This window comes from Bacillus sp. 3103sda1 (genome assembly GCF_024159135.1).
Classification (GTDB): Bacteria; Bacillota; Bacilli; order Bacillales; family Bacillaceae_G; genus Bacillus_A; species Bacillus_A rhizoplanae.
Window position 1 is genome coordinate 4,548,508 of sequence record NZ_JAMYWS010000001.1, and the last position, 24,612, is coordinate 4,573,119.

The window sequence follows — 24,612 nt, forward strand, 5'->3', positions numbered from 1 at the left end:
CTATAATCTCCTAGACGGAACCCCAACGTAGGTTCCTAATTCAGTTATATCTTTAACCACAACAGCACCGGCACCAATTTTACAGCTACTAGTGATGTTAACATTGTTGCTCACTACACTACCAATACCTAACCAAGTACCTCGTCCAACTTTCACCGTACCAGCTAAATGTGCCCCTGGTGATATATGCACATAATCTCCAATTACATTGTCATGATCTATTGTAGAACCTGTATTAATAATGCATCCTTTCCCAATTGTAGTGCAGCAGTTAATCACAACTCCGGCCATGACTACGGTACCTGATGCCAACTCAACTTGTTCTCCAATAACAGCACTAGGATGGGTTAAGGTAGGTATGCTTGCCCCTTCAGTTTCAAGCTTCTTCTGGATTTTTTCTCGTATAGCATTATTACCAATACCTACAAAAAAGTCACAATCCTCTATATACTTAAAGACATCCGCTGATTTACCGATTACTTCTATTCCCATTGATGACTTAACACTTTCGTCATCATCTAAAAAGGCAATGCTCTGCCATTTATTTATTTTTAAGGCAATATCAGCAACAACTTTCCCGTGACCACTAGCACCTATTATAAGAAGCTTGTTCTTCATAGCTCTACTCTTCCTTTTTTGTTTCCTCTAAATGGTTCCATAGTTGCAGCGGTATCTGAGTTAATGCCTTCCCTAACAAAAACTTTTTTAATAGTTAGAAGAATAATCTTCCAATCTCCGATGAAGCTTACATTATCTACATACTCTACATCAAGATTAAATTTCTCTTCCCAACTAATAGCATTCCTACCACTTACCTGCGCTAAACCAGACAATCCGGGTCTAACCTTATGACGACGCTTTTGATGTTCATTGTATAATGATAGGTACTGAACCAGTAAAGGTCTAGGTCCTATGATCGACATATCGCCTTTAAGAATATTGAAAAGTTCAGGAAGCTCATCAAGAGATGTAGAACGTAAGAACCTTCCAAATTTCGTAAGCCTTACACTATCAGGAAGTAGTTCTCCATTCTCATCTCTTTCATCCGTCATCGTCCTAAACTTATACATCATAAAAATCTTCTCATTAAGACCAGGTCTTTTCTGTTTAAAAAGTACCGGACTGCCTAGCTTAACTCTTACAAGGATAGCAACTACCAAAAATACTGGGCTGAGAACCATAATAGCGATCAAAGATAGTATAAAATCCATCGACCTTTTTACGAACCTTCTATAGATGCCACCTTTAGAATTTTTCATTACGCTAACCACAACCCTTTAATAATCTTTACACCCCTAGCCAAATCCTCATCCGTCATCTTCGTATCACTTGGCAAACAAACACCGTTTTCAAACAGTTTTTCCGATACATCCGTACCAACAAAGTCATACTTCTCAAAGAATGGTTGCATATGCATTGGCTTCCAGATTGGTCTGGATTCAATGTTTTCTTTTTCAAGAGCTACCATAATATCAATTGGTCGAACCTTACCGTTTAAAGTCATTGAGCTTAACCAATAATTTGGTTCATTCCAGTCATTGCTAGGCATGAACTGAATACCTTCAAGATCCCCTAGTTCTCTCTTATAAAACTCAAAGATGTATCTTTTCTTCTGAACTCTCTGATCTAATACTTTAAGTTGCCCTCTACCGATTCCAGCAACTACATTGCTCATACGGTAATTGAATCCTAATTCGCTATGTTGATAGTGTCTTGCTTGATCTCTACTTTGAGTAGCCCAAAATCTTACCTTCGCAACCCGCTCTTCATTATCAGAAACAAGCATGCCGCCACCAGAAGTAGTAATGATTTTGTTTCCATTAAAAGAGAAGATGCCATAATCACCAAAGGTCCCAGTATGCCTACCTTTGTAGTAAGTTCCCAGAGACTCGGCAGCGTCTTCTATTAAAACAACATTATGTTTCTTACAAAGTTCAACTATTCTATCCATATCCGCAGAAAGACCATAAAGGTGAACTACTATTACTGCCTTTACATTTGGATATTTCTCAAAAGCTGCTTCCAATGCTTTAGGACACATATTCCAAGTTTCATAATCACTATCTATAAAAACAGGAATGGCATTTTGATAGATAATAGGATTTGCTGTAGCTGAGAACGTCAGTGTTTGACAAAAAACAATATCCCCTTCTCCTACTCCTGATGCTTTAAGAGCCATATGAAGCGCAGCTGTTCCAGAAGATAATGCCGCAGCAGCTTTAGAACCAACCTTCGTAGCCAGTTCTTTTTCAAATCCATTCACATTTTCCCCAAGAGGTGCAATCCAATTCGTATCAAAAGCTTCCTTAACATATTGCATTTCATAACCCTCATCGCTCATATGTGGCGATGAAAGGAATATTCTTTCTCCCATTTTCAAAGACTTCCTTCCTTTATTAATTCTGAAATAAATTCTGTTTCAATTTAAATACATAATCAAAATAGGTCGTGATCATATCAGTTCCCATTCTTCAACTTTTTACCGCAACTTTATTATTTGCAAACCCTAATAAAGTCTCTCTTATGCTCTCTTGACTCATCTGCTCAAAATTATCTATAAACTGCTGAATAATATCCAGTTCCATCAAAACAGCTTTTCCTATATGAATTTTCGGGAATACTTGCTCCGGATGCACTTCATTCTCATTTAGTAGCTCTTCATACATCTTCTCGCCCGGCCTCAAGCCGCTAAAATCAATCCCGATTTCTTCAACAGAATAACCTGACAGTTGAATTAGGTTTTTTGCTAAGTCTACAATCTTAACTGGTTCTCCCATATCTAACACAAAAATCTCGCCGCCTTTAGCTAACGTACCCGCTTGGATCACAAGTCTTGACGCTTCTGGGATGGTCATAAAGTAGCGGGTAATCTCCGGATGTGTAACCGTCACAGGGCCACCTTTTTTGATTTGTCTTTTAAATAGTGGGATTACACTTCCTCTGCTTCCGAGTACGTTTCCGAACCGAACTGCCACGAATCGTGTTTTACTTACCGTAGCCATATGTTGGACAACCATTTCTGCAACACGTTTTGTCGCCCCCATTACGTTTGTTGGATTTACCGCTTTATCTGTAGAAACCATAACAAACGTATTTACTTTAAACGTATCAGCTGCTTCTGCTACATTTTTCGTACCAATAATATTATTCTTCACAGCTTCCTCTGGATTACGCTCCATTAAAGGAACATGTTTATGAGCTGCTGCATGGTATACAATAAATGGCTGATGCTTTTTCATTACTTCAAATATTTTATTCCGATCTTGTACATCAGCAATTTCTGTCGTAATTTCAGCTGCATCTTTATAACTTGTGCGCAATTCCATTTCAATATGATAAATGCTATTTTCACCATGTCCCAAGAGAACAATTTTTGCTGGTTTATACTTCATAACTTGACGACAAATTTCAGAACCAATGGATCCACCAGCACCTGTTACTAAAATTGTCTTACCTGTAATCTTTTCTCCAATGCCTGCATCGTCTAGCTGAACTGGTTCTCTTCCTAACAAGTCTTCTACTTGTACATCACGAAACTCATTTACAGAGACTTTACCATCTAAAAGATCTTCTAGCATCGGCACAATCTGCGTTTTTGCTTTTGTTTTTGTACATGTTTCAAAAATCTTATTTACTTGTTTTCTATTTAAAGAAGGAATAGCAATAATAATATGTTCAATTTTATATTGCTCTACAACTCTTTCAATATCCTTTGTTGAACCTACAACCGGTACATTATAAATTTCTAATCGCTGTTTATTTCTATCATCATCTACAAATGCGACTGGGTATAAATCAGCTTCTTTATTTTGTTGTAACTGTCTTACAACCATTGTTCCTGCTGAACCCGCTCCAACAATAAGTGTTCGTGTTTTATTTATATTGCTTGTATTCTTTGCCATATATGTATCACGAAACATACGCCAAACAAAGCGTGAACCACCAATTAACAACAGATGAAGCATCCATGCCATTGCCAAAATACGAACATAAATATCTTGATTAATAATTTCTTGTACAATTGCTGTTACTATAATCGAAAAGGTAACCGCTTTAAATATGTTTTTTAATTCTCCAATGCTCGCATACTCCCAAGCCTTACTATATAACTTATAAATAGATGCAAAAATATGATGGCTACAAAGTAATGTAATCGAACTAATAATTAATGTAATCGGAACATCGCCGCTTAATGCATTCGGATGTATAAACCAATAACTTAAGTACACGGCAGTTAACACAATAAATGAATCTAAGAAAATTAATAATGAAAGCCGTTTTGGATAACTCAATATACATGTTCCTTTCTTTATCTTATTTTTAAATAAAAATTTTTCCTCTTCATTTTAAAGAAGCTACAGCTAAATTATTTATTTTCCCTATGTTACACACATATACTGGCAGCACAAAATACTATTCTTTTTATATATGTACAGTCTCTTTCTGCACTAATCCATTCATATATTTCATCAGTTCATCTCGTAATTCCTCATGCTGAAGTGCCATTTCGATCGTTGTTTTAATAAACCCAAACTTCTCCCCAACGTCATAACGTGTTCCTTCAAAATCATACGCAAACACTCGTTGAATTTCATTTAAACGCTGAATTGCATCTGTTAACTGAATTTCTCCGCCCGCACCTGTTTGCTGGTCTTCTAGGAACATAAAGATTTCTGGTGTTAAGACGTAACGTCCCATAATTGCTAAGTTCGATGGTGCTGTTCCTTGTGCTGGTTTTTCGACAAATTGACGCACTTGATAACGGCGGCCATTTTGCTCGGCTGGATCGATAATGCCATAGCGGTGTGTTTCATTGTCTGGTACTGTTTGCACCCCAATGACAGAAGCTTTTGTTGCTTCATATTCATTCATTAATTGACGTAAGCACGGTGTTTCCGCTTGAACAATGTCATCTCCAAGTAATACGGCAAATGGTTCGTTTCCAATAAACTTGCGCGCGCACCATACTGCGTGTCCTAATCCTTTTGGTTCTTTTTGTCTTATGTAGTGAATGTTAATTTTGGAAGATGCTTGTACTTTTTCAAGTATGCCATACTTCCCTTTTTCTAATAAGTTTTGTTCTAGTTCAAAGGAGTGGTCAAAGTGATCTTCAATCGCACGTTTTCCTTTTCCTGTTACGATAATAATATCTTCAATCCCTGATTCAATTGCTTCTTCTACGATGTACTGAATTGTCGGTTTGTCGACAATTGGTAACATTTCTTTTGGCATTGCCTTCGTCGCTGGTAAAAATCTTGTTCCAAGTCCAGCTGCTGGAATAATTGCTTTTTTTACTTGTTTCATTGTCAGTCCCCCTAAATATATTTTATTGATATGTATATTTATAAATATATTTAAATAATAAAAACCCTAGCTATAGCGTCCTTATGCACAACTCTATAGCTAGAGTTTCTAAAATAATTTTGGGCATCTAACCCATCCTCACGCCATGCTCCTGACGACACGCGTCTAAGGTAGGTTGAAATGAAATTTCTACCCACAGCAAGGCCGAGTGCCTCCATTGATAACGGTTAGGAGACATTACCATATACGTATTAAAAGATACCAAATATTTTCTTACGGCGAATTTGTTCTGGATCTTCTTTATAAACACTTTTTCCGCTTATTAATAGATATGGATTTTCTTTAAAATCCATAAGTATGTTAGTACCAAATTCTTTTTCAATGACATCATAACCAGCTTGTAAGTGAAATCCGCGTGTTGTTGTGTTATGTGCATCAGATGCAATCATATGCGTTAAATTATGTTCGATGAGTTGCAGTGAGAACTTTTTAATTTTTTTGCCGAAGTTGCCAAGTAAACTGCCTGCTGTTACTTGGGTAAGTGCTCCTTTGCTAACAAAGTTGTATAGCTTATCAGGGTGCTCGATTAACTCTGCATTACGCTCTGGGTGAACGATAATTGGGATTAATCCCTTTACTCGTAATTCGTACAGCATTTGCTCTGCATAGCGCGGTACATGATTAGACGAGAATTCGATGAGTATGTATGTACTTGCTTCGTTTAATGTGACGATTTTGTTCGCTTCATAGTCTGTTAGTAAGTCACCGTATAATCGAACTTCTTGACCTGGTAAAACCTTCAAATTTATATCGTTTTCTTTCAATAAGCTATTTAATTGCTTTACCTGGTGAAGAATATCTGTACGCTCATTGACATACCTTCCATTTTGATGATGGGGAGTTGCTACAATTGTATGTATTCCTTCCGCTACTGCTGCTTTAGCCATTGCTATGCTATCTGTTATTGTTTGTGCCCCGTCATCAACACCAGGTAAAATATGACAATGTAAGTCAATCACGTTTTCCACCCTTTCTATACATATACGCTTAATAAGAGAGCCAGGTGTGCGTATTCCACACACCTCTTCTCTTTAATTTGTGCCGTAATAGTAATATAAGCTTTGCTCACGTTCACGGTCGTTCAGAACAGCACCCAATAATTTACCTTTTGCTGCTTCTAGTAACCTTTTTGCTTTTAATGCTGCTTCTTTTTCCGTGTGCGCGCTGCGTACAACAAGCAGAGATGCATCACATTGATTTGCCATAATTTGTGCATCTGATACTGGCAAAATCGGCGGTAAATCAAAGATGACTAAATCATACATGCTGTAAGCTTGTCCGAGAAATTCTTTCATGGCCTTAGAACCAAGCAGCTCTGCTGGGTTTGGCGGAATCGGTCCGCACGGAAGAAAATATAGATTTTCAACATTCGTTGTTTGCACACATTTTTCAAATCTTTCACCATGTGTCAAAATGTTTGTTAAACCAAAAATATTATCGACTTGGAACATTTGGTGCAGAGCTGGTTTCCGTAAGTCTGCATCGACAAGTAGCACTCTCTTTCCTTGCTGGGCAAATACAACAGCGATGTTCCCTACTGTTGTTGTTTTTCCTTCGCTTGGGCTTGGAGATGTTACCATTAGAGAATGAATATTCGTATCTATCGCCGCAAATTCAATATTTGTACGAATGTTACGAAATTGTTCTGCCACCGGAGACTTCGGCTGGTTATATGCAATTAATTGACGACGTTGACGATGGTTGTTATTTTTCTGGAATAAACCTTTAAGAGCCAATTGTATGCCCCCCTACTCTCTTCGCTGATGATGCATGTGTTTTGGATCCTTTTTCTCCTTCATCCATCCGCGCTACAACCCCTAATACAGGTAAACCAAGTAACGCTTCGATATCTTCTTCTTTTTTCACTGTGTTGTCTAAGTATTCTAGTAAGAATGCAAGACCGATAGAAGCCATCAATCCAACAACAAATGCCATTGCAATGTTTAACACTGGTTGTGGTTTAATTGGTGATTGATGTTCAACTATTTCTGCTTTTGAAAGAACGGTTACGTTATCTACGTTCATAATCTTCGCAACTTCACCTTTAAACACTTCTGCTGTTGTGTTTGCAATATCACGCGCTAACTTTGGATCTTTATCTTTGACAGTTATTGAAATAACTTGGGAATCCTTCTCATTTGCAACATCAATCTTCCCCGTTAAAGCTTGTGTTGTCATGTCTAAATTCAGTTTTTCTTTTACTTGATCTAAAACAACTGGACTTTTAATAATTACTTTATATGTATTTGTTAATTGAATATTGCTTTGAACTTCACCAGCTTGAAATGCGGCCCCTTCTTGTTTCTTTTGGTTAACAAGAACTTGCGTAGAAGTTTGATAGATTGGTGTTATAAAGAAAAAACTTACAACTGCACTAATAATAGCGGCACCAAATGTAATTGAAAGGATCATTGCTAGGCGTTTTCGTAAAATTTGAAATAACTCTTTTAAACTAATCGTTTCCTCCATAACTTCCTCCAGCTTTCAGTTTATTACATGAAAAATAAATTATAGTACAATCATATACCATCATTAATACAGAAGTGTTAATTTTTCATGTCATTTTAATATAAATATGTTAATTTTTTATGCCCTTCTCATAAGACCAACACATACAATTCTACATAAAACCATTAAAATTTACAACATTCTCCACAAAATTTCCACAAAATCCCTTTTTCCGCAAAAACTATTACTCGCGAAACATTGAATAGATAGAGAAAACCTATGATTTTTCTCTCATAGGTTTTCTCTATTAATAGTATCCGTATTGATCCGTCTGTTGCTTTTTGTCATTCAAAACAACTCCTAGCAATTTACCAGAAGCGTTATCTAATAGTTGTTTCGCTTTCACGATTTGGGCTTTTTCTGTCACTTCGCTGCGTACAACTAAAATAATCCCGTCGCATCGATTCGCTACAACTTGTGCGTCTGTTACAGCGAGCACAGGCGGTGAATCAATTAACACGATATCAAATGCTGCATATGCCTGCTCTAGCATTTCTCCCATCATACGAAAGGTTAATAATTCTGCCGGGTTTGGAGGAATGGGACCTGATGGCAAGAACGACACGTTTTCTATTTCTGTTTTATGTACACACCGCTCAAACGAAGCTTGTCCAGATAGAACATTCGTTAAGCCAAATTGATTGTGAATATGAAACATCTCATGCAGCTTTGGCTTTCTCATATCTGCATCAATTACTAACACTTGTTTCCCTTGTTGTCCGAATACGACTGCTAAATTGGCAATTGTCGTTGTTTTTCCCTCTCCTGTACAAGACGAAGTCACAACAATAGAACGTACGTCACTATCTACCGCTGTAAATTGAATATTTGTACGAATATTCCGGTACTGCTCGGCAATTTGCGATTTTGGTTCATGATGTGCTACTAATTTTCGTTTTGTCTGTCTCTGTTTACCGAACACAACAAATCTCTCCTTTTTTTATGTACAACACATATATGGCACCCCTCAATCCGTTCTTTTTTAAAGAACAGATTACACTCATTATTATTAATATATTATGTTTTTTTTATATATAAATTAAAAAAACAAAGAAAAAGATGCTTATCATATAGATCGGTTGTTCATTATACCGAATAAATCGTATAAATTATACCTATCTTTAGTAGAATTTTCAATGCACAAAAAATTTCATTCCCTAGCATGGGAACATGAAGAATCTATATAATCTCTCTATTAATAGTATCCATATTTATTTTTCAATTCTTCTTTCGCATTTAAGATCACACCTAATAATTTTCCTGAGGTATGCTCAAGCAGCTGCTTTGCTTTCACAGCTTTCTCTTTTTATATGATAATATCTCTTTTGGTAATTAATAAGATATACAAATCATACATAAAACACATTTGTTTGACAATATGTTTATTTTGTTTTTTCTGTCTATTATGTATGTTGTTAAGAAAGCGGATCAAGGTGTTATGTACAGCGGGTTTTATTACACAAACTATTCTTACTCAAAAATATACATGTAGTGAAATTTCTTCGTAAAGTGAAACTTCCATCAGTGGGGGGCTTCTTTCCCCACTGATGGTTAGTTGAACCAATCGGGCTTTTACGGGCAGTTATCCCCCACCTATCCTTCTTCGATTTTCTCTGAATCTTAAGGTGGAGGTCTTACTGCCCGTTAATGCGGGATAAAAGAGAACACTCGACAGAGTGTTCTTTTTAAAATTATTCCTTCTTATCTCCAAGCGCAAATGTAATTTCCGCTTCACAAGCAACCTCACCGTTTACTGTTGCGACTGCTTTCCCTTTACCAATCGGACCACGTACGCGCGTCATTTCTACTTCTAAACGAAGTTGATCGCCCGGACGTACTTGTCTTTTGAAACGGCAGTTGTCAATGCCCGCAAAGAAAGCAAGGCGGCCGCGGTTTTCTTCTTTCTTTAAAACAGCAATTGCTCCGACTTGTGCAAGTGCCTCAACAATTAATACTCCAGGCATTACTGCGTAGTCAGGGAAATGGCCGTTAAAGTATTCTTCATTTGCCGATACGTTTTTAATACCAACCGCACGTTTTCCTTCTTCTACTTCAAGAACTTGATCAACAAGTAGAAATGGATAACGATGCGGGATAATTTCTTTAATTTGCTCTATGTTCAACATATGTATATCGCTCCTTTTTTAGAAATTAGTCTTAGTACTTGGTTATATATTATTATCCCACTTTATTCATTATTTGTCATTATTAAAAAAAACGAAGCAGTCTTTCCTGCTTCGTATCGCTTCAAAAAAATGCATACACTCTTTCTTTCCTACAAACTTTGGTATAACAGAAATAAATACAGTTGACACGGAGGTAGAAAAGAGTGCATGCCCAAGTTAGGGGAAGGCAATATGCCTGAAGGCATATTGCCTCATGTGTCGTATTCGGCTTCATTATAGTATAACCATTTCTAATATGAAAAACGGCAAATTCGCTAAAATATATCAGTAAAGGTTTATTTTTCTCTATTTTCCTTTATATTTCTACATTTTTCGCAAAAACTATATATTTTTAAAGATAAATATAAAAAAAGAACATTAGGCAATATACCTAATGTTCTTTCTTACTTACAGTAAAGCGCGGCGTGGTAATTTGTCGATGTTCTCAAGCATGATACCTGTTCCAACTGCTACACAGTGCATTGGATTTTCCGCGATCAATACAGGTACTTTTAATTCTTCTGCAAGAAGCATGTCAATGCCGTGCAGTAGTGCTCCGCCGCCCGTTAAAATAACGCCGCGGTCGATAATATCAGCAGATAATTCAGGCGGTGTACGTTCTAATACACCTTTTGCAGCTTGTACAATAACAGCTGCGTTTTCTTTCAATGCCTCTGTGATTTCTTCAGAGCATACTGAAATTGTGCGAGGCAGACCTGTTACCATGTCACGGCCGCGAATTTCAAGTTCTTCACTGCGTGCACCTGGGAATACTGTACCTGCTTTAATTTTAATATCTTCTGCTGTACGTTCCCCGATTAATAGCTTATACTTACGTTTAATATAGTGTAAGATCTCCATATCAAACTTATCGCCCGCCATTTTAATGGAAGAGGAGGTAACGATATCGCCCATAGAAAGTACTGCAATATCCGTTGTACCTCCGCCAATATCTACAACCATATTTCCGCTTGGTTGGAAGATTTCCATACCAGCACCAACAGCAGCTACTTTTGGTTCTTCTTCTAAGTATACTTTCTTACCGCCAGATCTCTCAGCAGCTTCACGAATAGCTTTTTGTTCTACAGATGTGATGTTTGTTGGACAGCAAATTAAAATGCGAGGTTTTGATAAGAAGCCTTTTACGTCTAGTTTGTTGATGAAATGTTTTAACATCGCTTCTGTAATTTCGAAATCAGCAATTACACCATCTTTTAGCGGACGAATCGCTACAATGTTTCCAGGTGTACGCCCTACCATGCGTCTTGCTTCTTCACCTACCGCTAATACTTTTCCCGTATTGCGGTCAATCGCCACAACAGACGGTTCATTTAATACAATCCCTTTACCTTTTACATGAATCAATACGTTGGCCGTGCCAAGGTCAATTCCGATATCTCTCGCAAACATTCCTGTGTTTTCCTCCTCAATATATAAATCAGGCTTAACCCGAATACTTTACACCTAATTTCTAATTTTAGCATATTCTTTGTAGAAACGTAATATTGAAGAAATAGATTCTACCGAATTTTTTTACCTTTCATTAGGAATGTTTGCCTGATTGTCAGATTATTGACGCACGATTTTTTCTGTGTCCTCTTTTTGATACTTTTGCTTCGTTGCTTCGCCGCCGCGGAGGTGACGAATTGACTTATGATAATCAAGAATTTCCTTCACTTCATTTGCGAGCTCTGGATTAATTTCTGGTAAGCGTTCTGTTAAATCTTTATGCACAGTACTTTTTGATACACCAAATTCCTTTGCAATCACACGAACTGTTTTTCTTGTCTCCACGATATACTTGCCAATCTTGATTGTTCTCTCTTTGATGTAATCGTGCACACCACTCGCCTCCCTAAATTGGATGTGAGAAGGGTGAAATGAGACTCGCTGCATATGACTAGGCTGTACGTTCGAATGCTGTTTGTAAGCGTTATACTTCCTGGGATTTATAATAAAATGATCCACGATTTCTCACCTCAAACACTCTCTTTGCTTTGGTTTATACCATTCTATTGCCCGCATTGTATTTATATGCTACAAGTTCTGTATTTTTGCGGACTAAAGTGACAAAAATTACATTTTTGGCAAAAAAAACGTAAATACAACCCGTTTTCATACACATAAAATCAAGGGGCATGTTTCAATCCTCTCATTAACTCCAAGAACTCTCTAATTCCCCAAAGTTTTAATTCACTATTTACCACCTATTAATGTTAAATAAAAAAGACTGACTCATGATATTAACGAGTCAGTCCCTTTTAAACCCTACTTATCTTATTAACAACTACCGACAAATAGGATAGTGTATTTTAATACAACCTTTTTATTTCTATACTTATTAAAAAACATGGCAATTACTTTTCAATCTTTACTTCACTTGTATATCGAGTTTCTATTTTTCCTTTCTTATCCTTCGCATATACTTTAACTTTGTATGTACCTGGTTCTTTTACCTCATATGTTAAAGAAGCTTCTGGTTTATAACCTATTTTTTCTACTATGTTTGTACCCTTATAAATATAGTATGCATACTTTAAATTTTCACCTTTTGCTGTTACATCCACCTTTAAAGTACGTTCATTAACTTTTTCAATCTTTGCCCCAGAAATCCCCAAAGGTATTCCCTGTTTGTTCTGCTCTGTTTTTTCTGTCGGTTTTTCTTTAGTTGTTTCCTTGCTACAACCAGCAATCACTAACGATACAGCGAATAATGGAACTATTATTTTCTTAAACATCTAATCCCCTCCTAAAACTCATTACAATTCATTACAAATTATAACAAAAAAAAAATACTTATTCTAAAATAAATTTCTATTATTTGTGTAATATGCACTATCAAATACTACATGGTCAATACCCTTATCAAACATTTTCAAATAAGATGTTTCTCTATCTTCAGCGCTAATCTTCCTTATATGTAAAATTATAATTATTAAAGAAATTTATTATACAAGGATAAGGTATTACTTATATTTCATTTTCTGTACATTAAAAAACCAAAAATAATAATCTTAAAATATCTCATTAGATTGTCTACACATAAAATAAATTCAAATTAGAAAAAAATAAAAATAACGCCCTTTATTAAAGGCGTCATTCTTCTTGATCTATTTTTTCTTCCCAAAGGCTTTGACGGGGGACTTCCCTTTTGCTTGTAATCAAATAATATAATGAAGATAAAACAAACAATAAAATAAGTGCAATCAACAAAACGAATAGCAATGACATAGTAAAGTAATCCCCTCCTTTTACTAATATATATTCGAGAATTCTGTCCAATTTCCTTGCTGTTACAGGTTTTTTTAGACATATTAATTATTTTTATATAAAAATAAAACCATCAACCCTCGTATAGAGGGCTGATGGTTTCGTATATTACTCTGTTTGTTCAGCAGAAGAGCTATCATCTTGACCTGCTGAGCTATTTGTAGACTTCTCTTCTTTTTTCTTGTCATCAGCTGGGCTGTTTGTTGATTTTTCTTCTTTTTGTTTCTCATCATTTGTGCCACTTGTTGATTTTTCTTCTTTTTGTTTCTCATCATTTGTGCCACTTGTTGATTTTTCTTCTTTTTGCTTCTCATCAGTTGCGCCGTTTGTTGATTTTTCCTCTTTTTGCTTTTCTTGCTTTTCAACTTTAATATCTGCAACAGACTTGTCGAAGTAAAGTTCTGGGTTTACTGCAACGTTATCTTTACGAACTTCGAAATGAACGTGATAACCTGCTTCTTTGTTCATTTCACTTAGTCCTGCTTTCCCTAACATTTCACCTTGATTGATTTTCGCACCTTTTTCCACTTTTGCACTGCCTAAGCTTTGATAAAACGTTGTAACGCCATTGCCATTGTCAACTGTTACAACATAGCCAAGAAGTGGATCTTTTTCCGCTTTTGTAACCGTACCGCTTAATGCCGCTGTGACATCAAACTCTTTTCCATTTTTTGCTGTGATATCAATTCCTGTATTCGCAGAGTATGTGTTGTTATAAAAGACAAGTGCTTGTTCTTGCTCCTCGGCTGCTGCTTTATCCTCGTAAAACTTCTTCTTTACAACAACTTCTGCTGCATTTGCAGTTGGCATCTTCACGACTTCTGAAGATTTTGTGACTGGCATTGTAGGAATTTCACTTACGCTTTGCGGCGTTGCTTCATTTTTCTCAGGCGTCTTTTTCGTATTCGCTGCCTGATACCATAATGCAACTGTTAAAATCACCGCTGCACACACAATGTATAGTGTCGGGAATACCCAACGCTTTTGAAATAAATGTACTACTTTTCGAGAAGACCTCTTGTTTTCCCTCTCTCTCATTCTATCATCACCTCAGCAATCATTTTGAACAAGATTCATTCATCCTATACAATCTACAACTAATTACTTTTCGACAAAATTTGTAAAAATATGCATAGGAGTTACAAAATTTCCGAGGAAATGATAAAAAAAGAAAAAAACTGAGCGTTTTGGCTCAGTTTTTAGTCTAATTGTTTCTTTTTATAGACAAAGAAACAAATCACAATCAGAAATGCAATCCAAATCGCATTATTGAAAATATGCTCTTGAATCGCAGAGAAACCTTTTCCCTGCATTACTTTTCCCATACCTTCTATAATATGGGTTGTTGGAAGAAAACCTACTGCTTTTTTTACAATTTCATTTTTCACAAACTCTTGCAGCATTGGTCCCAATGTAAACAATAAGAAAACTGGCATCCCTACAATAGATGTCTGTGCCATATTTTGTGACAATAGCCCAACAATTGTACCTAATATAATACAAAGCAATGTGCCCACAAGGAGAATGACAATTAGCATTCCGATGTTTCCTTGTAAAGTCCCTAAAATCAATAAGCTAGCAAAACTTGCTGCAATGACAAAAAAGATCGTTAGCACACTTTTCCCTAAAATAACTTCTATCGGATTTGCCGGAGATAACATTAAGACACGTAATGTATGTTTTTCTTTTTCTTCAGCAATCATAATCGCTTGCACGAAACTTCCTACCATTGTGAGCGTCATCGCAACCGTAAAGCTAGCAAAAAATTCTTTCTGTGAATCAATATTGCTATAAAAGAAAGCGAGTAGAACTGGCAACAAAGCCATAATCAAAATTTGTGAATTTTTCCCTGCATCATACATTTCCTTCCGAACAATGGCTGAAAATCTCTTCATTGAAAACGTCATTATAATCCCCTCCCAGTTACTTCAATAAAAATATCCCCTAACGTCGGCTCGTAAGAATGAATCGATAAAAGTTCACCATTTTTCATCCACTCCGAAATTCGTTTTGCTCCGAGTTCATCTTTTTGTACCGTTTCTTTCCGTTTGTCTTTTAGCACAACTTCAATTTTATCTTTTGCATATCGAAGTCTTAAATTTCCCGGTGTATCTAGCACCACAATTTCTCCGCCGCATAAGAACGCGATGCGGTCGCAAAGTGTTTCTGCTTCATCCATATTGTGAGTCGTTAAGAAGATTGTCGTTCCTTCTTTATTTAAATCCCTTAAGATATTATGAATATTTTGTACATTGGCTGGATCAAGCGCTGATGTTGGCTCATCTAAGAACAGAATGTCCGGTTTATGCAAAATGGCCCTCGCTAATGTCACGCGCTGCTTCATTCCTTTTGAGAGCTTTTTCACCTGTGTTTTTTTATCGTCTAATAAGTTCACTTGCGCTAACACTTCATCAATTCGTTCTTTTTTACAATCGTATAAGTCACAAAATAATAGCAAATTATCATAAATACTAAGTCTTTCATATAAACCGCTGTTATCTGTCAAAATACCAATTCGTTTATAATCAATACTGCCTGGCCCTGTAATATCTTGACCTAGTACTCTCACCTTTCCTACACTATGAAGCAACTGCGCAGTTAAGATTTTCACAGTTGTTGTTTTCCCCGATCCGCTCGGTCCAAGAAACCCGAAGATTTCTCCTTCTTTCACTTCAATATTTACATTGCGAAGCGCTGTTTTACTATCGAAGGTTTTCATTACATCTTTCATTTCAATTGCCAACGTCATTTCTTCATCCCCTTTGCTCTGCGTCAGGAGCCCTATGTCCTCCATTCTAAGCGAGCTGCTTCCGCTTTTCGTTTTCTTATTGACTTCATCATATGAAAAATAAAAGGAATACGCAGTAAAATACCGGTAAAAGGAGTATTTTTACCGGTGAATGGAGCATAGTTTCAGTCCGCTGGAACAGCCATACAGACGATTAGAGTAAATATAGGATTGAATGGAACAATAATATACATTTACAATCCGATTACACCCTTCAATTCATCCATTCTTCCTTTTGAGAGCGGAATAGAGGTTTTTCGTTCATCATCAAGGATTAAACTGTAACTGTTTCGTGTCCACGTAATAACTTCGCGTACACGTTGTAAGTTCACGAGGTAAGAGCGGTGACAACGGAAGAATCCGAATCCTTTTAGGCGTTCTTCTAATTCACTTAGTGTAAGCACGCAAATAAAATCACCATCACGCACATGAATATGCGTTGTGCCATTTTGCGTTTCAATAAATTGAATTTCCATCGGGTCCAGTAAAATGATTTTATCGTTTACTTTAGCGAGGATGCGCTCTAGTTTCATTTGCGGAATCATTTCGATAACCTTTTCCTCTTCTGCTTCTATCCTTTCTTCTTGCTCAATTTCAACTTTTTTCACACCATCTTGGTGCAGCACGTACACATCTTCCGTTAAAGATAAGGCATCTGAAAGAAATGCAGAAGTTATAAAAATGGCTTTCCCTTGTTCTTTTACCTTTGTAATGACATTTCGAATAATAATTGTACTTTCAATATCTACGTTTTGTTCCGGCTCTTCCAAAATAACAAGCTCCGGATTATGTAGAATACTCCTGCCAATATGAAGACGACGTTTTTCAGAAAAGGTTAACGCCCTTATCTTTACTTCTTTTTTATCGAAAAGACCAACAAGCTGAACAACTTCATCTACCGATAATCCATTACCATATAACCCTCGCAAGAAAATAAAGTAATCTTTTACCGTTAATCGTTCGTATGCTTCATCTGCTAAAAAACAAAAACCAATCCGCGAAAAAGAATGTTTCCCAAACGGCTGCCCATCAAATAACACAGTCCCAGTCGATGCCTCTTCCACTCCCATGATAATCCGGTGCAACGTTTTGCCGATATGATTATTGCATTGCAATACAACACACTGCCCTTTTTCAATTTCTAACTGAATAGATGGCAACACATTTGTCTTTGCTAATTGGTTTAGCTCTAATAACGCCATCCTCTCACCCCTATGTTGGTTTTTTATTCCATTGTAGCAAATATGATATAGGAATTTATTTCATAATTATGCAATCTATTCCTACGATAAAAATAGGCTATCCCATATAGGGATAGCCCTCTCTATTATTTCTACTTCACCATGTAACTCTTCAACTGATCACGAAGCGCTCGCTTCAAAAATTTCCCGACGGATGTTTTAGGGATTTCTTCTACAAATAAAATATCATCTGGCATCCACCATTTTGGAAATTGATTTTCTAATAGCTCGTATAGCTCTTCTTGGCTGACCACTTCTCCTTCTTTTAAAACGACACAGGCAACCGGACGCTCTTGCCACTTTTCATGCGGAACAGCAACGACAGATGCCTCTAATACTTTTTCATGTGTCATTAAAGCGTTTTCTAAATCAACAGAAGAAATCCATTCACCGCCGCTTTTAATTAAATCTTTCGTGCGATCGGCAATTTTAACAAAACCTTCTGAATCTACTGTTACGATATCGCCTGTGTGCAGCCAGCCATCTTTCATCGATTCTTCAGTGCGTTCATCATTATAATAACTGCCGGCAATCCATGGTCCGCGGAGGCAAAGTTCTCCCATTTCTTCACCGTCCCATTTTACTTCACCATCTTGACCGATGACTTTCATTTCAAGACCTGGGAGTAAACAACCTTGGCGGGAGCGTAACTCATAATACTCTTCTTTCGGTAAATCGTGTTGATACGACTTCGGACGGTTTATCAAAACTGCTGGACTCGTTTCTGTCATTCCGTAGATTTGTCTGAAAGAAATATTATATTTTTCTTCATATGTGCGAATCATACCTTTTGGCGCTGCCGATCCGCCTGACCATATGCTGCGAACACTACTAATATCATATGGATATTTTTCAATCTCTTGTAATAAGCCAATCCAAATTGTCGGCACGCCAGCAGTAATCGTTACTTTCTCTCGTTCGATTAACTGCGCTAAAATTTTCGGAGTAAAGTGCGGGCCTGGTAAGACAAGCTTTGTACCGAACCATGTGCTTGCAAACGGAAGTCCCCACGCATTCACATGAAACATTGGAACGACTGGCATGCATGTATCTCCTTCTGATATACTACCGCCGTCCACAAGTCCAAGCGTGTAACTGTGAAGTGCAATGCTACGATGCGTATACACGACACCTTTTGGTTTTCCTGTCGTTGCGGAAGTATAGCACATGCCCGCAGGTGCTTTCTCATCTAGATCTGTTACAAATGGAAATGTTTCATCGCCTTCTTCGAGAAGTTTATCATAGTGATATGCTGGTGATAGTGTTGTATGAGGTAGTGTGTCGTCATCTGTCATAATAATAAATGCTTTTACATGAGGAATTTCGTATTGAATGCTTTCTAATACCGGAACCATATCTTCATCCACAAGAATAATTTTGTCTTCGGCATGGTTAATAATGTAGGAAATGTGGTCTTCTGAAAGTCGTAAGTTAATCGTATGTAATACAGCTCCGATTCCTGGAATCGCAAAATATGCTTCTAAATGGCGGTGATGATTCCAAGCGATTGTTCCCACTTTATCTCCCGTCTCAACCCCCATTTTACTTAATACACTCGCAAGTCGTCTTGTCCGCTTCGCAATCTCTCCGTATGTTAATGTTTGAATACGCGATGCAGTACGCGAAATAACTTCCTTTTTTGAAAAGTACTTCTCTGCCCGTTCCATCATGGCTGGAATGAGAAGTGGTACATCCATCATCATCTTACATTCCCCCTGTTATCATTGTATATCTAAAGGTACAACTGTATTATAACATGACATCACCTGGCAAAAACTAGCAACATTTCTTTCCTTTTCTACAAAAGCTGACACAGAACTTATACATCAGGGGCCGCTGTTTATCGGCGCTTCGACACAATCAGACACCCTCGACTCACCCATATAAAAAAGCATAGCGCCCTGCGCTATGCCTTCACTTCTTCGCCGTCAATTTTTCCTCATACTGATTCAGTGCGGAAATTGCCACGCCTTTATAATAATGTGCGACAATATCTGTATACGCCTTACCTTCCCTCGCCATTCCATTAGCGCCGTATTGGCTCATCCCAACGCCGTGACCAAAGCCTTTCGTTGTCACAACAATTTGATCGCCTTGCTGCTTCCACGTAAAATCAGACGAACGTAAACCTAACTTGTCCCGTACGTCTTTTCCCGTTAATGTTTTCCCTCGAAATTCAACTTCCTTCACGCGCTTTCCTTCTGTTCGTTCTTTAATGTTGCCAACATTACCGTTTGCTAACACTTTCACGCCAAGACGCTTTTGAAAATCAGCAACAGTAAAGGTTTGTTCGCTTGTAAATTTCGGTGACTGCTGATCCCACGGACTATTTACACTTTTTAAGTACGGATAGTCGCTGCCCCAATAATCTGCGGCATTTTCTGTATAGCCATTACTTGTCGAGAAAAATGATGCTGTAATTGGACTTCCCTCGTATGTTAAAACTTGCCCGGCTGTTTTCGATACCGCTTCTTCAATACGATTCATTCTGCCTTCATACTCTTTTCCCCATTGTTCTTTTAGCTCTTCTTTACTTTTGTACACTTGATTTTCCACTGTATCTGTTACGTCTGCTTTATTCTGAAGCTTTTGCCCGCTTAACATGCGCTTCACAACGAATGTACGCGCTGTTAATGCCTGTGCTTTTAATGCTTCCATTTCAAAATTTGCTGGCATCTCTGCAGCGACAACCCCAGCAACATAATCTTCAATTGAAACAGTTTCGATCTTCTTTTGTTCGCTGCGATACACAGATACTTGCACATTGGTTTTCGTAGGAGAAGGAGCTGGCGCATTTTGCGCTGCTGGAGGAGCAGAAGGCGTATGATGCTTTTCCTCTTTCGCTTTTGTAAACGGAAAAACAAGCATGCTTGGTACGATAATCACTAACGCTACTAATAGCGTTACGATGACCATAATTGGCTTCGTAGTTTTCATTGCTTTCCTCCACTATGAAATTAGACTCATTTCATTCTTATGGAGTAAGACAAGCATTTAGAACAAGTTCTTTTCTTCTTTCTAACATGGCACAAGATTAAATTTTTAGAATATTTTTAATGAAACAGGCATAAAGATTATGTTTCCTGACTATAACAATAATAGTACATAAAAAAATAGCTTCCATGCCAAAGCATAGAAGCTATCTCTATTAAGCGTGAAGATCAGATACTTGTTGTTCTGCTACTTCTTCCACTCTTTCAGTTACACGTTCAATATCTGCACCTAATGCAGCTAACTTGCCGTGGAAGTTTACATATCCGCGGTCAAGATGTTTTAATTCTGTTACGCGCGTATGACCTTCAGATACTAAACCAGCTAAGATTAATGCTGCTGCTGCACGTAAATCTGTTGCCGCTACTTCAGCGCCTTGCAGGTTACCTGGTCCGTTCATAATTACAGAACGGCCTTCGATTTTAATATCTGCATTCATACGGCGGAATTCTTCCACATGCATGAAACGGTTCTCGAATACTGTTTCTGTAATCATGCTTGTGCCGTTTGCTTTTAATAATAATGCCATCATTTGTGACTGCATATCTGTCGGGAATCCTGGGTGTGGCATCGTTTTAATATCAGCCGCTTTTAACTCCTCTGGGCCAATAACGCGTACACCTTCGTTTTCCTCAATAATTGTAACGCCCATTTCTTCCATTTTCGCTGTAATAGAGCGCAAGTGTTCTGGTACAGCATTTTCAATTAACACGTTTCCGCCTGTAATTGCTGCTGCAACCATAAATGTCCCTGCTTCAACACGGTCAGGAATAATTGAATGGTTTGCACCATATAATTTATCGACACCTTCAATACGAATTGTGCCAGTTCCAGCACCGCGTACTTTTGCGCCCATTGCATTTAAGAAGTTCGCTAAGTCTACGATTTCTGGCTCTTTTGCTGCGTTTTCAAGCACTGTTGTCCCCTCTGCTAATACAGCAGCAGACATAATGTTTTCTGTTGCCCCTACGCTCGGGAAATCTAAGTAAATTTTTGCACCTGTTAGTTTACCGTCTACATACGCTTCAACAAATCCGTTACCAACTTTTACTTTTGCTCCCATTGCTTCAAAGCCTTTTAAATGTTGGTCAATTGGACGTGAACCGATTGCACAACCACCAGGAAGCGCAATGCGTGCACGACCATTGCGTGCTAAAAGCGGTCCCATTACAAGAACGGACGCGCGCATTTTACGTACATATTCAAATGGTGCCTCGATTTTTAGTTCTTTTGATGCATCGATTGTTACCTCATTGTTTGCAAAAGATACCTCTGCATTCAAATGACGTAATACTTCATTAATTGTGTATACATCTGATAGTTCTGGTACTTCAGATAGTACATTCTTTCCATCACTCGCTAATAGGGCTGCAGCGATTATAGGTAATACAGCGTTTTTTGCGCCCTCTACGCGCACTGTGCCGCTCAACCGCTTTCCGCCACGGACGATGATCTTTTCCAAGTTATTCCCCTCCGTGTCCTTTTTTCACATATATTCAATACTCAGAAGTTATGATCGGTGTGCCAACCACAATTGTATTCTTGTTGTTTGTAGAACGTATTGCTATTTGCACATTGATTTTCTCTTTATTTGTTGAAAGAGCGTCATTCCATTTTTTATTATATGCGGAGACTGACACAAATGCTCTTTCTTCTACTCTTTCAATCGCTTTTGCTGAAAGATCTTTCAAAACTTCATTGGCTTTATCTTGCAAAACACCTTCAATCTTATCACTGAGCGTACCTTGAACACAAGTATAAATTTCTGGTTTTGTACTAAAAATTTTATTCATTTTATCCGTATATTTAGGATTCCATTTTGCTCCGCTCACTTCATATATAATGAAAGTGTTTTCTTTAGTATTTTCCATTGTCCATGTAACTACTAGCCTTTCTTCATAAGAAGAAAAACTTTTTTGTGCTGTTGCTTTATAACCGTCCCTAGACTTCTCAATTTCCCATTTTTCTACATTTGCACGTTGCTTAATTTGACCAAGTAACTTTTCAAACGTATGTATATTTGAAATTGTCTTTGTTTCCCGCGCTAACCAAGACCAATGCTGAACATCTGCACCATGTTTCTCTAAAGCAGCAATCATACTTTCCATTTTTTCCTGATCGCTCACAGGTTTCATTTCTCTATATCCGACTAAAAATATAACAGCACTGACAACAATCAATAGCATGGCTTGCATCTTTTTCACGTTCATCCCCTCCTAGTCCCCATTGTTGACGGAGAAGGATGGTTCTATACGTTGTACTTTTTTACTTTACAAGGTATGTTAAGCTCTTTGAATACCCTAAGTAATCAAGGAAAAAGTTACTTACCGATGCACCGATGGCAATCGTTACAAGAATCATGAACACTCTCGTTTGCAATACTTTTCCTGGTTTCATCAGGCGTTCTACATGAAGACCCTGAAGCGTCCACCACGTAATGGTAATAAACAGTAAATGCGACACAATCGCAATGAGTGCTTGTTGCCCTAAAATTTGTGCCATAAAAAATCGACCCCTTTATCCCGCTCTAACGGGCAGTAACTCTCGTATATCTTGGTGCACAACTGTCCGTATGAGCTCGATTAGTTCAACTAACCTTTTCGAAAAAATCGTTCCCAAAACGTAGTTTCACTTTATCTTACTCTTATAGACAACTGCCCACATGAGCCCGATTGGTTCAACCCATTCACTACTTTTGTAGTAAACAAAAAATAACCAAAACAAAAAGTGTAGAGTACATGCTCTACACTTTCAATTTTTACTATTGTACCACGTTCCCGACAAAGAAGAAATCCTTCATAAGCGGAAAATAATCATAAAAGAAATTGTAACCGATTGCCGGTAATATTCCGAGCACAACTGTTGCAATTGCGCACAGGCTCACAACTATTTTCAAATTAACCGGAAGAACGATACGCTCTTCACTTTCTGCACGGCGGAAAAATATTTGCTGCAAAATGCGGAAATAATAGACGAACGAGATTACCGTTGTCCCCATCATAATCGATACGAGCACGTAATGAGCTGGCTGGACGATAAAGGCTCCTAAAAAGATGTTAATCTTTCCGATAAACCCTGCTGTCCCCGGGATACCAGCAAGCGACAACATAAAAATTGTCATCATGACCGCTGCAAATGGTGATCGTTTATATAAACCTGCAAAAGCAGATATATTTTCTTGTCCCGTTTGTAAGATTATGCCGTGGATAATCGCAAATGCTCCGATATTCATCAGTACATAAGCAAGCATGTAAAACCACATGCTATCCATCAGAAATGGTGACAACGCTACGAACGGTACAAGTAAATAACCAGCATGCGCCACCCCTGAGTACGCAAGCATTCGTTTTATGCTATATTGCTTTAAGGCAACGCTATTTCCAACAAGCATTGTTACACCAGCAAGAACCGCAATATAGATGCTCATATTATTTAATAGTGATGTCGTTTCATTTTGAACAGGAACTACTGCGAAAATGACTAAGAAAATGCGAATAATCATCACAAATCCAGCAATTTTCGATACCGTTCCTAACAACGCTGTAACAGGCGTTGCTGCGCCTTCATACACGTCAGGTGCCCACATATGAAATGGGACAGTCGCAATTTTAAAAGACAAACCGACAAAGAGCAGGATAAACGCAAGTGCCAATAAAAGTTCTATATCACCGCTCACTCCTTGTATAAACAAGCCCTGCATATCCAAAATATTCGTTGAACCCGTCAGTCCGTACAAATAACTCATTCCAAACAGTGTGATTGCTGTAGAAATACCGCCGTTAATTACGTACTTCATTGCCGCCTCATTCGAAGCTTTGTTGTTCTTACGAATGCCGACTAAAATGTACGAGGACAATGATAATAATTCAAGACCGATGAACAACGTAATAAGATCGCTGCTAGATGCCATAACCATCGCACCAAGAAGCGCCGTTAAAAATAAGTAATAATATTCTCCTCGATCTTCAATCGGCTGCTTGGCATCGTCGCTCATCGCAATGAATAATACAAGAATACCGCCCAGCAATAAGAGCGTTTTAAATGCTTTGGAAAATCCGTCTAATATAAACGATCCATCTAAAATCTCTCCAGCTGGTGCACCGTACAATGTAACGAGCGCAACAAGTGCAAGTATGACCGTTCCAATTGCCCCGTACGCTAAATTCCGGCGATGAAACGTTTGTTTCGCGAACAGATCAAGAAGTGATAGAAGGATAGCACCGCCAAGAAGGATGAATTCCGGCGTCATTAAATACCACGATAAGCCTAGTAATGTTTTCATATC

At 37.8% G+C, this 24,612-nt stretch carries 24 protein-coding genes and 1 pseudogene; all 25 read right to left on the bottom strand.

The genetic code is table 11. The features are described 5' to 3' along the window. Nucleotides 1–618 carry an acetyltransferase gene (locus tag NKR74_RS22810; protein ID WP_253630942.1) on the bottom strand — a complete coding sequence of 206 codons (618 nt, stop codon included), beginning with the start codon at nt 616–618 and terminating at the stop codon, nt 1–3. Beyond that, nucleotides 615–1,259, bottom strand: coding sequence for a sugar transferase (locus NKR74_RS22815; protein ID WP_301287742.1), 645 nt, complete (start codon nt 1,257–1,259; stop codon nt 615–617). Before NKR74_RS22815 ends, NKR74_RS22810 begins: the two co-directional genes overlap by 4 nt. Further along, nucleotides 1,259–2,374 carry a DegT/DnrJ/EryC1/StrS family aminotransferase gene (locus NKR74_RS22820; RefSeq protein ID WP_253631206.1) on the bottom strand — a complete coding sequence of 372 codons (1,116 nt, stop codon included), beginning with the start codon at nt 2,372–2,374 and terminating at the stop codon, nt 1,259–1,261. Before NKR74_RS22820 ends, NKR74_RS22815 begins: the two co-directional genes overlap by 1 nt. Nucleotides 2,375–2,471: 97 nt before the next feature. Further along, entirely contained in the window at nt 2,472–4,292 is a 1,821-nt protein-coding gene (locus NKR74_RS22825) for a polysaccharide biosynthesis protein (protein WP_253630943.1), read from the bottom strand. Nucleotides 4,293–4,422: 130 nt separating this feature from the next. Then, nucleotides 4,423–5,304, bottom strand: a complete 882-nt coding sequence (gene galU / locus NKR74_RS22830) for a UTP--glucose-1-phosphate uridylyltransferase GalU (protein ID WP_253630944.1) — start codon at nt 5,302–5,304, stop codon at nt 4,423–4,425. A 251-nt stretch (nt 5,305–5,555) separates the two neighbouring features. Then, a complete protein-coding gene (locus tag NKR74_RS22835; protein WP_253630945.1) occupies nt 5,556–6,323 on the bottom strand; it encodes a tyrosine-protein phosphatase in 768 nt (255 codons plus the stop codon). A 72-nt stretch (nt 6,324–6,395) separates the two neighbouring features. Then, on the bottom strand, nt 6,396–7,100 hold the full coding sequence (locus tag NKR74_RS22840; protein ID WP_253630946.1) for a CpsD/CapB family tyrosine-protein kinase: 705 nt from the start codon (nt 7,098–7,100) through the stop codon (nt 6,396–6,398). Continuing rightward, on the bottom strand, nt 7,090–7,833 hold the full coding sequence (locus NKR74_RS22845; protein WP_253630947.1) for a YveK family protein: 744 nt from the start codon (nt 7,831–7,833) through the stop codon (nt 7,090–7,092). Before NKR74_RS22845 ends, NKR74_RS22840 begins: the two co-directional genes overlap by 11 nt. Before the next feature lie 286 nt (nt 7,834–8,119). Further along, nucleotides 8,120–8,794 (bottom strand): CpsD/CapB family tyrosine-protein kinase, encoded by a 675-nt coding sequence (locus NKR74_RS22850; protein ID WP_253630948.1) that lies wholly within the window; start codon nt 8,792–8,794, stop codon nt 8,120–8,122. Nucleotides 8,795–9,067: 273 nt separating this feature from the next. After that, nucleotides 9,068–9,178: pseudogene (locus NKR74_RS22855) on the bottom strand (tyrosine protein kinase); the annotation flags it as partial. Nucleotides 9,179–9,563: 385 nt separating this feature from the next. Then, nucleotides 9,564–9,998, bottom strand: coding sequence for a 3-hydroxyacyl-ACP dehydratase FabZ (fabZ, locus tag NKR74_RS22860; protein ID WP_035430592.1), 435 nt, complete (start codon nt 9,996–9,998; stop codon nt 9,564–9,566). 447 nt (nt 9,999–10,445) lie between these two features. Further along, nucleotides 10,446–11,447 (bottom strand): rod shape-determining protein, encoded by a 1,002-nt coding sequence (gene mreB / locus NKR74_RS22865; protein ID WP_098310417.1) that lies wholly within the window; start codon nt 11,445–11,447, stop codon nt 10,446–10,448. Nucleotides 11,448–11,606: 159 nt separating this feature from the next. Next, nucleotides 11,607–11,879, bottom strand: coding sequence for a sporulation transcriptional regulator SpoIIID (gene spoIIID, locus NKR74_RS22870; protein ID WP_020061467.1), 273 nt, complete (start codon nt 11,877–11,879; stop codon nt 11,607–11,609). 515 nt (nt 11,880–12,394) lie between these two features. After that, complete coding sequence (locus tag NKR74_RS22875; RefSeq protein WP_253630949.1) at nt 12,395–12,775, bottom strand: triple tyrosine motif-containing protein; 381 nt, start codon at nt 12,773–12,775, stop codon at nt 12,395–12,397. A gap of 358 nt (nt 12,776–13,133) precedes the next feature. Further along, complete coding sequence (locus NKR74_RS22880) at nt 13,134–13,268, bottom strand: ABC transporter ATP-binding protein (RefSeq protein ID WP_098310419.1); 135 nt, start codon at nt 13,266–13,268, stop codon at nt 13,134–13,136. Between the two features lie 147 nt (nt 13,269–13,415). After that, complete coding sequence (spoIIQ, locus tag NKR74_RS22885) at nt 13,416–14,345, bottom strand: stage II sporulation protein SpoIIQ (RefSeq protein WP_253630950.1); 930 nt, start codon at nt 14,343–14,345, stop codon at nt 13,416–13,418. Nucleotides 14,346–14,506: 161 nt separating this feature from the next. Next, nucleotides 14,507–15,214 (bottom strand): ABC transporter permease, encoded by a 708-nt coding sequence (locus tag NKR74_RS22890; protein WP_253630951.1) that lies wholly within the window; start codon nt 15,212–15,214, stop codon nt 14,507–14,509. Further along, nucleotides 15,214–16,056, bottom strand: a complete 843-nt coding sequence (locus tag NKR74_RS22895; protein WP_253630952.1) for an ABC transporter ATP-binding protein — start codon at nt 16,054–16,056, stop codon at nt 15,214–15,216. The genes NKR74_RS22890 and NKR74_RS22895 overlap by 1 nt, the downstream gene beginning before the upstream one ends. 233 nt (nt 16,057–16,289) lie before the next feature. Beyond that, a complete protein-coding gene (locus tag NKR74_RS22900; protein WP_253630953.1) occupies nt 16,290–17,297 on the bottom strand; it encodes a LytTR family transcriptional regulator DNA-binding domain-containing protein in 1,008 nt (335 codons plus the stop codon). A gap of 131 nt (nt 17,298–17,428) precedes the next feature. Beyond that, entirely contained in the window at nt 17,429–19,039 is a 1,611-nt protein-coding gene (locus NKR74_RS22905) for a long-chain fatty acid--CoA ligase (protein ID WP_253630954.1), read from the bottom strand. A gap of 211 nt (nt 19,040–19,250) precedes the next feature. Continuing rightward, the gene (spoIID, locus tag NKR74_RS22910; RefSeq protein ID WP_253630955.1) at nt 19,251–20,273 is read right to left on the bottom strand and encodes a stage II sporulation protein D; all 1,023 of its coding nucleotides are present in this window, start codon (nt 20,271–20,273) and stop codon (nt 19,251–19,253) included. Between the two features lie 211 nt (nt 20,274–20,484). Then, nucleotides 20,485–21,789, bottom strand: a complete 1,305-nt coding sequence (gene murA / locus NKR74_RS22915; protein WP_253630956.1) for a UDP-N-acetylglucosamine 1-carboxyvinyltransferase — start codon at nt 21,787–21,789, stop codon at nt 20,485–20,487. Nucleotides 21,790–21,823: 34 nt separating this feature from the next. Next, on the bottom strand, nt 21,824–22,522 hold the full coding sequence (locus NKR74_RS22920; RefSeq protein ID WP_253631207.1) for a YwmB family TATA-box binding protein: 699 nt from the start codon (nt 22,520–22,522) through the stop codon (nt 21,824–21,826). A 70-nt stretch (nt 22,523–22,592) separates the two neighbouring features. Then, nucleotides 22,593–22,829: a DUF1146 family protein gene (locus NKR74_RS22925; protein ID WP_098307162.1), complete on the bottom strand. Its 237-nt coding sequence runs from the start codon at nt 22,827–22,829 to the stop codon at nt 22,593–22,595. A gap of 259 nt (nt 22,830–23,088) precedes the next feature. Then, nucleotides 23,089–24,609 (bottom strand): NADH-quinone oxidoreductase subunit NuoN, encoded by a 1,521-nt coding sequence (gene nuoN, locus NKR74_RS22930; protein ID WP_301287871.1) that lies wholly within the window; start codon nt 24,607–24,609, stop codon nt 23,089–23,091. Between the last annotated feature and the right edge of the window lie 3 nt (nt 24,610–24,612).